This is a genomic window from Gordonia sp. YC-XJ4, from assembly GCF_059511865.1.
The window spans coordinates 2,809,566-2,819,002 of sequence record NZ_CM183447.1 but is presented as its reverse complement, the minus strand read 5'-3'; the positions used below and the strand labels follow the sequence as shown (position 1 = coordinate 2,819,002).

The following is a 9,437-nucleotide window of genomic DNA, read 5'->3' as shown; positions in this document are numbered from 1 at the left end:
CGCACGGTCAGCGGGTGAGCAACTCCCGCAACTTCTTTCGGCTGACCTTACCCACCCCGGTCTCGGGGAACGCCTCGATCACCTCGATGGCGTCGGGGAGCTTCCATTCGGCGAGGCCGGAGTTGCGGACGAAGGCGCGCAGGCCCGCCAGGGTGGGTGGGTCGTCGGTGTCGACGGGCACCACATAGGCACAGGTGCGCTCGCCCAGGTACGTGTCGGACGCGGCGACGACGATGGCGTCGCGGACAGCCGGGTGGGCCAGCAGATGCTCCTCGACCTGTTCGGCCGAGACCTTCTCACCGCCGCGATTGATGCGGTCGGCGGCCCGCCCCCGCACCACGAGGTTGCCCTGCGCGGTCAGTTCGACGACGTCACCGGTGCGATACCACCCGTCGGCGGCAAACGACTCCGGGCTCGCGTCGCGCCAGTAGGAGCGAATCGTGCAGGGGCCCTGGGTTTCCAGGAAACCCGGACCGTCGGTGACCGGCGCCCCGTGCTCGTCGACGAGCCTCATCTCGTCCAGCGGCGACATCGGTCTGCCCTGCGTGGAGGTGATCTGGTCGTCGGGGTCGTCGAGCCGCGTGTAGCAGACCAGACCCTCGGCCATCCCGAACACCTGCTGCAGCCGCACCCCCAGAGCGGGGCCGATCCGCCGCGCCAACTCGTCCGGACACCGCGCGCCGCCGACCTGCACGGTCTGCAGGCTCGACAGGTCCAGCGAGGTACCGGCCTCGGCAGTCTCGGTCCACAGCCGGGCCAGCGGTGGCACCAGGCCCACCATGGTGACCCGTTCGCGCGCAACGAGTTCCCAGGCGACCGACGGCGTCGGGCTCGGCGAGAGCACCACCGTCGCGCCGGCGTACAGCGCACCGAGGATGCCCGGGGAACTCATCGGGAAATTGTGCGCGGCGGGCAACACGACGAGATAGACCGTGTTCTCGTCGACACCGCAGACCTCATTGCTGCGCCGCACGCTGTACAGGTAATCGGCAGCCGTGCGCGGGATCAGCTTCGGCACTCCGGTACTGCCGCCGGAGAGCTGCAGGAAGCCGAGCTGCTCGGGATCGGCGCGAGGATGCTCGAGCGGTTGCGCCCAGAGCTCCTCGAAAGTGTCCGAGTCGATGAGCAGCCGCACCGAGTCGACCGCGTCGGCCACGCGTTGTGCCAGAGCCCGGTAGTCGACGCCGCGACCGCTCGCCGGAGAGATGATCGCCACCGCTGCGGCCGAGCGGGCGATGCCGACCAGTTCGGTCTCGCGGTGGGCGGGCAATCCGAAGACGGGCAGGGCGCGTACGCGGAACAACGCGAACACCGCCTCGACGTAGGCCACCGAGTTCGGGATCTGCACGATCACCCGGTCGTCGGCTGCGATACCCAGGCCGACCAGCCCGGCCGCCAGCCGCTCGACGCGTTCGTCCAACTCGGCGTAGGTCAGCGAGCGCTCGTCGTCGACGACGGCGATCTTGTCGGCGAAACGCCGGTCGCGGGCTCGCGTGGTGAGGATGTCGTCGAAGTTCTCGCCCGTCCAGGCACCTGTCGTGCGGTACTTCTCGGCGAGTTCGGGGGGCCAGGGTGTCGCGTGCACAAGGTGAGGCTACCCTAATGCTGTGGCCATTCCCCCGATCGCTCCGTACCAGATACCCGTGGGCCCCTTCCCCGCCCGCGTGGAATGGACGTTGCAGCCAGAACGCGCCGCGCTGCTGATCCACGACATGCAGCGCTACTTCATCGACGCCTACCGGCTCGACCACGAACCGATGGCCACGGCACTACCCAACATGATCGCGATCCGCGAAGCATGTTCGGCGGCAGGCGTTCCGGTGGTCTACACCGCCCAACCCGGCGATCAACATCCGTCGCGACGCGGCATCCTCTCCGACTTCTGGGGCAAGGGACTCTCCTCCGGACGCGACGAGGAGATCATCGAGCAACTCACGCCACGTGACGGTGACATCTGCGTCACCAAGTGGCGATACTCGGGTTTCCAGCGCACCGACCTACGCCAACTGCTCGCCCACCACGGCCGCGACCAGTTGATCATCGTGGGGGTCTACGCCCACATGGGCTGCATGATCAGCGCCACCGACGCGTTCATGAGCGACGTCGCCCCCTTCTTCGTCGTCGACGCGATGGGTGACTTCTCCCGCGACGAGCACCGGATGGCCGCCGAGTACATCGGCAAACGCGCCGGACGGGTCGTCCGCGCCGCACAGGTGTTGCGCGCTGTGCAGGTAGCGGCCACAGAACACGCCTCCGACGGTGTCGGCACGGATCGGTCCGGAGTCACGGCGTGACCGGAGGATCCACCGCCGGGCCGGCCGGGCCGGCCGGTGAGGTCGCCCTGGTGGCCGGCGCCGCGGGCGGCATCGGGTCTGCCGTCGTCGACGCCCTGAGGGCCGCCGGTGCCACCGTCATCGGATGGGACCGTCAGCCCGACACCGATATTCGTGCCGTCGACGTGACCGATCGCGACGCCGTGCGCGCCGCCTGGGACGAGCTCGACACCGAACACGGTCCGATCGGTGTGGTGGTCGCCGCCGCCGGCGTGATGAGCGACGACTGGGACACCTGCATGGCCGTCAACGCCGGTGGCGTCCGCAACCTCCTCGACGTGGCCCTGCCCTCGATGACCGCCCGTCGACGAGGCTCGGCGGTGGTCGTCTCCAGCAACGCCGCCACCGTGCCGCGCACCGCGTTACCGGCGTACGCGGCATCCAAGGCTGCCGCGACCTCCTACGCACGGTCACTCGGGCTGGCCGTCGCACCCTCCGGCGTGCGCGTCAACATCGTCTCCCCCGGGTCCACCGACACCCCCATGCTGCGGGGTATGTGGGCCTCCGATGCCGATCGCGACACGGTGCTCGTCGGCGACGCCGCCCGATTCCGGTTGGGCATACCGCTCGGCCGGATCGCCGACCCGGCCGACATCGCCGAGACCGTCGTCTTCCTCGCCTCGGATGCGGCGCGCCACGTCACGCTGCACGACCTGCGGGTCGACGGAGGTGCGACGTTGGACATGTGACCCCGTCGCCACGGGCAACGCCGCACCGGACGACACCTCGCCCGCCGAAATCCCCACTCCTCCCACACAACTGATTGGATTCTCGTGAAGAACACACGACCGATGCTGCGCGGCCTGGTGGTGGCCGTCGCGGTGGGCCTGATCGCCTTCCTCGGCGCCTGCTCCTCCCCCGACGACAACTCGGCACAGAGCAGTTCGTCGTTCACCCCGGTGACCATCGATCACGAATACGGCTCGACGGAGATCACCGCCAAGCCCACCCGCGTGGTGACACTGCTCAGTGACTGGACCGATACCCTTGCGGCACTGAATATCCCGATCACCGCGGCGTTCGTCCCGAAGGGCACGCCGACGTTCTCGTGGACCCCCGCAAACAACGCACAGATCGTCGAGGTCGCCGACCCGACCCAGGTGACCGTCGCCGAACTGGCCAAGTTCAACCCCGACCTCATCCTGGCCGGCTACCTCGGCAGCGAGGACCAGTACAACAAGCTCAAGGAGATCGCCCCGACGATCCCGGTACTGACCAAGGGCGCCACCGCCGACACCTGGGAGCAACTGACCACGACGGCCGGCAAGATCTTCGGCGTCGGCGATCAGGCACAGAAACTGATCGATGACACCAACGGTGAGATCTCGACGTTCAAGTCGAACAACGCCAAGGCGCAGGGCAAGACCTTCACCTTCGCGCAGGTGGGCCCGACCGGTCAGGTCGGGGCGATCAACTCCACCAAGGATGCCGCTGCGGGCCTCATCGCCCAACTGGGCTTCACCCTGAACCCGCAGGTCGCCGCACTGCACAACGGTCAGTCCACCCGTGCGCTGATCTCGCCGGAGCGGATCGACCTGCTGAACTCGGATCTGCTGGTCGTCTATGTTCCCGGCGGCAACAACGCCGTGGTGAACCAGGTACCCGGCTGGAGCAACCTCACTGCCGTCAAGAACGGTACGGTCGTCTACCTCGACGACAAGACCCAACCCGCGTTCAGCGTGCCCAGTGCGCCGTCGGTCGGGTTCGTCATCGACACCCTGAAACCGGTGGCCGCCAAGCTCTGACCCGCGTGCGACCAACCCGCTGAAGGACACCGGCGCCGCACCTCGAAGGTGCGGCGCCGGTGCGCGTTCGGGTTGTCGGGTCAGCGGTTGTCGAAGGTCTCGATGATGCGCTGCGCGCCGAGCGCCGGGGTCAGCGTGGCCTCGCGCACCTGCTGCTCGACCTCGGCGCGTACCGCCTTGACCTCCGGGGAATCGGCAAGGCGTGCCAGCACGGTCTCGCGCGCCATCTCCCACATCCACTCGATCTGCTGGCGGTTGCGTCGGGCCTCGAATTCACCTGCGGCGAGCAGTGTCTCGCGATGACGTTCCACCGCCGCCCAGTACTCGTCGACGCCGGTGTTCTCCAGCGCGCTCATCGTCTGCACGGGTGGAAACCACAGTGCGTCGTGCGGATAGATCAGCCGCAGCGCGTTCTTCAGCTCGCGGGCGGCCGCGTTCGCCTCGGTGAGATGTGTGCCGTCGGCCTTGTTGACGATGATCACGTCGGCGAGCTCGAGGACACCTTTCTTGATGCCCTGCAACGAATCCCCGGTGCGGGCCAGGGTCAGGAACGAGAACGTGTCGACCATGTTGGCCACCGCGACCTCCGACTGGCCGACGCCGACGGTCTCCACCAGCACCACGTCGAAACCTGCGGCCTCGACGAGGACGATCGACTCGCGGGTGGCCTTGGCGACCCCGCCGAGCGTGCCGGACGTCGGTGACGGCCGGATGTAGGCACGCTTGTCCATCGACAACCGGCCCATCCGGGTCTTGTCCCCGAGGATCGACCCGCCGGTACGCGTCGAGGACGGGTCGACGGCGAGCACCGCGACCTTGTGGCCCTGCTCGATGAGATGCAGTCCGAGTGCTTCGATCGTGGTGGACTTGCCGACCCCCGGGACGCCGGTGATGCCGACCCGAAACGACTTGCCCGAGTGCGGAGTCAGACGCAGGAGCAACTCCTGCGCCGCGGCGCGGTGGTCGGGCCTGCGCGATTCGACGAGGGTGATCGCGCGGGCGAGGTCCGCGCGACGGTCCTCGAGGATGGCCTCGGCGAGCGCATCGACGTCTACCCGTCGGCGTACCGCTGCCCGTGTGCCGCTCTGGTCGGTCACTCGGAAGCGACTCCGGCGAGTTCGAGCCCGAGATTGTCGGCGAGCTTGCCGACGAGTTCGACCGCCGAGTCGGCGATGACGGTACCGGGCGGGAAGATCGCCGCGGCGCCTGCCTCGTAGAGCTCCTCGAAATCACCGGGCGGGATCACCCCACCGACGACGATCATGATGTCGGGGCGGCCGACCTCCTCGAGCGCCTTGCGCAGCGCGGGCACCAGTGTCAGATGCCCGGCGGCCAGCGAGGACACACCGACGACGTGGACGTCGTTGTCGGCGGCTTGCGTGGCGACCTCCTCGGGGGTGGCGAACAGCGGGCCCACGTCGACGTCGAAGCCGAGGTCGGCGAATGCCGTCGCGATCACCTTCTGCCCGCGGTCGTGTCCGTCCTGGCCCATCTTGGCGACCAGCACGCGCGGGCGCCGACCCTCCGCCTCGGCGAACTGCTCGACGATCTCCGTGGCCGCCTCGACGCCGGTCACCGCACCCACCTCATGTCGATACACCCCGCTGATGGTCTTGATCTCTGCCTGATGGCGACCATAGACCTTTTCCAGCGCCGCAGAGATCTCACCGACGGTCGCCTGCTGCCGGGCGGCCTCGATGGCCAGTGCCATCAGGTTGTTCTCCATGCCGCCGTCGTCGCTGGCCGCGGCGCGCGTCAGATCGGCCAGGGCCGCCTCCACCGCCGCCGAATCCCGGCCTGCGCGAAGCCGATCGAGCTTCTCGAGTTGTTCGGTGCGCACCTTGGAGTTCTCGACCTTGAGAACCTCGATCTCCTCGTCGTCCTCGACGCGGTACTTGTTGACCCCGATGAGCGGCTGCTGACCGGAGTCGATGCGCGCCTGCGTGCGGGCGGCGGCCTCCTCGATCCGCAACTTCGGCAGACCCTCGTTGATCGCCTGCGTCATACCGCCGGTCGCCTCGACCTCGGCGATGTGCTCGCGGGCCTTCTGGGCGAGCTGATGGGTCAGCCACTCGACGTAGTTGCTGCCCGCCCACGGATCGATCGGGCGTGTGGTACCCGATTCCTGCTGCAACAGCAGTTGGGTGTTGCGGGCGATGCGGGCGGAGAAATCCGTCGGCAGGGCGATCGCCTCGTCGAGGGCGTTGGTGTGCAACGACTGGGTGTGACCCTGGGTGGCCGCCATCGCCTCGACGCAGGTACGGGCGACGTTGTTGAACACGTCCTGGGCGGTCAACGACCACCCCGAGGTCTGCGAATGTGTGCGCAGCGACAACGATTTCGGGTTCTTCGGATCGAACTGGGCGACGAGTTCGCTCCACAGCAGACGCGCAGCACGCAGCTTGGCGACCTCCATGAAGAAGTTCATCCCGATGCCCCAGAAGAACGACAGTCGCGGGGCGAACTTGTCGATGTCGAGCCCGGCGTCGAGGCCGGCGCGGATGTACTCCACACCGTCGGCGAGGGTGTAGGCGAGCTCGAGATCGGCGGTGGCCCCGGCCTCCTGGATGTGATAGCCGGAGATGGAGATCGAGTTGAACCGCGGCATCTTCTGGCTGGTGTACTCGAAGATGTTGGAGATGATCCGCATCGACGGCTTGGGCGGATAGATGTAGGTGTTGCGGACCATGAACTCCTTGAGGATGTCGTTCTGGATGGTCCCCGCCAGCTTCTCCGGCGGCACGCCCTGTTCCTCTGCGGCAACGACATACAGCGCCAGGATGGGCAGCACCGCACCGTTCATCGTCATCGACACCGACACGCTGCCGAGGTCGATGCCGTCGAAGAGCTGGCGCATGTCGAGGATGGAGTCGATCGCCACACCCGCCATGCCGACGTCACCGGCGACGCGTGGATGGTCGGAATCGTAGCCGCGGTGGGTGGCCAGGTCGAAGGCCACCGACAGGCCCTTCTGCCCGGCCGCCAGGTTGCGGCGGTAGAAGGCGTTGGATTCCGCCGCGGTGGAGAAGCCCGCGTACTGGCGGATGGTCCACGGCTGGTTGACGTACATCGTCGGATACGGGCCGCGGATGAACGGCGCCGCCCCGGGTACCGAATCCAACGGATACGGGTGGGCGCCGTCGGTGGTCACCGCATCCCGGTCGGCGCGGGTGTACACCGGCGTGACGTCGATCTGCTCGGGGGTGCTCCAGGTGACCTGCTCGGTGCTGTAACCGTGGGCGGCCGAGAGGTCCCCGATCACCTCCGCAGCCGCGTCGGCCGGTACCGCCGGCACCTCGACGGCGAGGTCGACGTCGGCGAAACTCGGTATCGCGGTTGTCTGTTCGGTGTTGGTCATGCGCTGGCTCCCGAGGTGGCGGGGACGGAGGGGACGAGCCGGTCGAAGAGGTCGGTGAGGGTGGCCACCGCGTCGATGCCCACACGCAGCGAGCCATCGGGGCGGTCGTCACCGGCGGGCCATTCCTTGTCCGGTCCGGCGAGCAGCACGTGCGCCAGACCCGCTGCCCGCGCCGCGGCCAGCGCCGCCGGACCGTCCTCGGCGTAGCGCGCCTTGGCGCCGCACAGGACGGCGATCGGCGTGCCGGTGTCGGCGATCGCGGTGGGGATGGTCGACGCGTCGAGCGGCCCGGGGTTCACCGCCTCGATCCCGCCCGCCGCGAGCAGATTCGCGACGAACGTGGTGCGGCCGTTGTGCTCGGCCACACTTCCCAACGGCAGCAACAGGATTCGCGGACGGGTGCCGGTGTCGGCGAACTGGGCGTCGGAGCGATCCCGCAACTGCTCGAAGGCGCGTCCGACGCGGGCCAGTCGCGGGGTCGCGCCGACGAGGTCGGTCGTCGTGGCCGGGGCGCCGGTGATCGGCTTCTCGGCGAGATTCGGGAACTCGTTGACCCCGGTCACCGATTCGCGACGATGGGCGACCGCCACGTCCCGGGTCTGCAACGACTCGGCGACACGCTCGGCGATCCACCCCGAGTCGAGGGCGGCGCGATATCCGCCCTGCTTCTCGATGTCACCGAAGACCGCCCACGCGTTCGCGGCGAGGTCGTCGGTGAGCGATTCGACGAACCACGATCCGCCTGCTGGATCGAGCACGCGTCCGATGTTGGACTCCTCGAGGAGCAACAGCTGGGTGTTGCGGGCGATCCGCCGGGAGAACGCGGCTCCGGAGGTGCGCGCATCGGCGGGCAACGCGGCGTCGTACCGCAGGACGGTGACCTGGTCGGCACCGCCGACGCCGGCACCGAAGGCGGCGATGGTGCTGCGCAGCATGTTGACCCACGGATCACGCTGGCTGTACATCGACAGGTCGGTGACCGCATGGGTCAGCGCGCCACCGGAGTTCGGTGCGCCGATCACCTCGGCCACCCGAGCCCAGATACGCCGCAGCGCACGCAGTTTCGCGATTCCGGCGAACTGATCGTCGGCGACCGAGACGGCGAAGGTGAGCTGTTCCAGCGCGGCCGCGGGGTCGAGTCCGGCGGCGGTGAGATCACGCAGATGCGCCACCGCGGCAGCCACCGACAGGGCCAGTTCGAGTCCGTTGTCGGCACCGGCGGTGGCGAAGTCGGTGCCGTCGACCCGGAGGGTGCGAACCGCGGCGCCGTGCGCCCCCGCGACCTCGACCGCCAGTTCCGTGGCCGCCTCGGGTGCCACCGTGGGCCGTCCCGAGTATGCGGCGGTCAGCGGTGAGAGCCCGAGGGACAGCGTCGTCGCCGCGGTCGGCGCGGCGGTGTTCGCGCCCGCGGGCGCACCGTCGAGGACGGCGAGCAGGGCGCGTGCGGCCTCGATACCCGAGGCGCCGGCGTCGAGGCTGATCGGCACGAGGTCCAGGTAGACACCGGACAGCACGGTGGCGAGGTCGTCGGCGGTCAGTGCACCTCCGACGGCCAGCCACAGGCCGCTGGTCCCGTTGTTCATCGCCTCGAGGATCTCGGTGTTGACCTGTTGGGCCGATGCCGGATCGTCGCCGAATCGTTCGGTCACCCGCCAGCCGGTGAGGACGTCGCGGTGCGGGTCGGCCCCACGGACGTAGGGGAAGCCACCGGGGACACCGGGTTCGACGGTCTCGTCTCGGCGCGTGTAGAGCGGGCGGACGGTCAGCCCGTCCCGGGTCTGCGTGGACAGCAGTGCCTCGGGGGTGTCGGGGAGATCATCGACCTCGACGCGCCGCGACTTGGCGAGCACCCCGGCCGCGGCCCGCGACCATGTCTCGTATGCCTCGTCGAGCGCCTGTCGGGACTGCTCGGGCTGTTCGCTGTGCTCGGGCATCGTGCTGCACACACCTCCATCATGCGCTCGGTCGAGAGCGTAGTTGACCTTAGCCGATCGCTCGCTC

Annotated in this window: 7 protein-coding genes; 3 read left to right on the top strand and 4 right to left on the bottom strand. The window is 68.7% G+C overall.

The genetic code is table 11. The features are described 5' to 3' along the window. Window positions 1–7: 7 nt before the first annotated feature. A complete protein-coding gene (locus AC5ZH6_RS12480) occupies window positions 8–1,585 on the bottom strand; it encodes a (2,3-dihydroxybenzoyl)adenylate synthase (protein ID WP_496169075.1) in 1,578 nt (525 codons plus the stop codon). Window positions 1,586–1,607: 22 nt separating this feature from the next. Between AC5ZH6_RS12480 and AC5ZH6_RS12475 the strand changes: the two genes are divergently transcribed. From AC5ZH6_RS12475 to AC5ZH6_RS12465, 3 genes are all read left to right on the top strand, one after another. Continuing rightward, window positions 1,608–2,294 (top strand): isochorismatase family protein, encoded by a 687-nt coding sequence (locus tag AC5ZH6_RS12475; protein WP_020171367.1) that lies wholly within the window; start codon window positions 1,608–1,610, stop codon window positions 2,292–2,294. Then, window positions 2,291–3,022, top strand: a complete 732-nt coding sequence (locus AC5ZH6_RS12470) for an SDR family oxidoreductase (RefSeq protein ID WP_496169073.1) — start codon at window positions 2,291–2,293, stop codon at window positions 3,020–3,022. The genes AC5ZH6_RS12475 and AC5ZH6_RS12470 overlap by 4 nt, the downstream gene beginning before the upstream one ends. Window positions 3,023–3,106: 84 nt before the next feature. Beyond that, entirely contained in the window at window positions 3,107–4,078 is a 972-nt protein-coding gene (locus tag AC5ZH6_RS12465; RefSeq protein WP_496169071.1) for an ABC transporter substrate-binding protein, read from the top strand. A gap of 80 nt (window positions 4,079–4,158) precedes the next feature. Here the strand turns inward: AC5ZH6_RS12465 and meaB are convergent, their stop codons facing one another. From meaB to AC5ZH6_RS12450, 3 genes are read right to left on the bottom strand one after another with little or no spacing between them, the layout of a single operon-like run. After that, window positions 4,159–5,175, bottom strand: coding sequence for a methylmalonyl Co-A mutase-associated GTPase MeaB (gene meaB / locus AC5ZH6_RS12460; protein WP_496169069.1), 1,017 nt, complete (start codon window positions 5,173–5,175; stop codon window positions 4,159–4,161). Continuing rightward, window positions 5,172–7,436 (bottom strand): methylmalonyl-CoA mutase, encoded by a 2,265-nt coding sequence (gene scpA / locus AC5ZH6_RS12455; RefSeq protein WP_006370113.1) that lies wholly within the window; start codon window positions 7,434–7,436, stop codon window positions 5,172–5,174. The genes meaB and scpA overlap by 4 nt, the downstream gene beginning before the upstream one ends. Then, window positions 7,433–9,370, bottom strand: a complete 1,938-nt coding sequence (locus AC5ZH6_RS12450; RefSeq protein ID WP_288337557.1) for a methylmalonyl-CoA mutase family protein — start codon at window positions 9,368–9,370, stop codon at window positions 7,433–7,435. The genes scpA and AC5ZH6_RS12450 overlap by 4 nt, the downstream gene beginning before the upstream one ends. Between the last annotated feature and the right edge of the window lie 67 nt (window positions 9,371–9,437).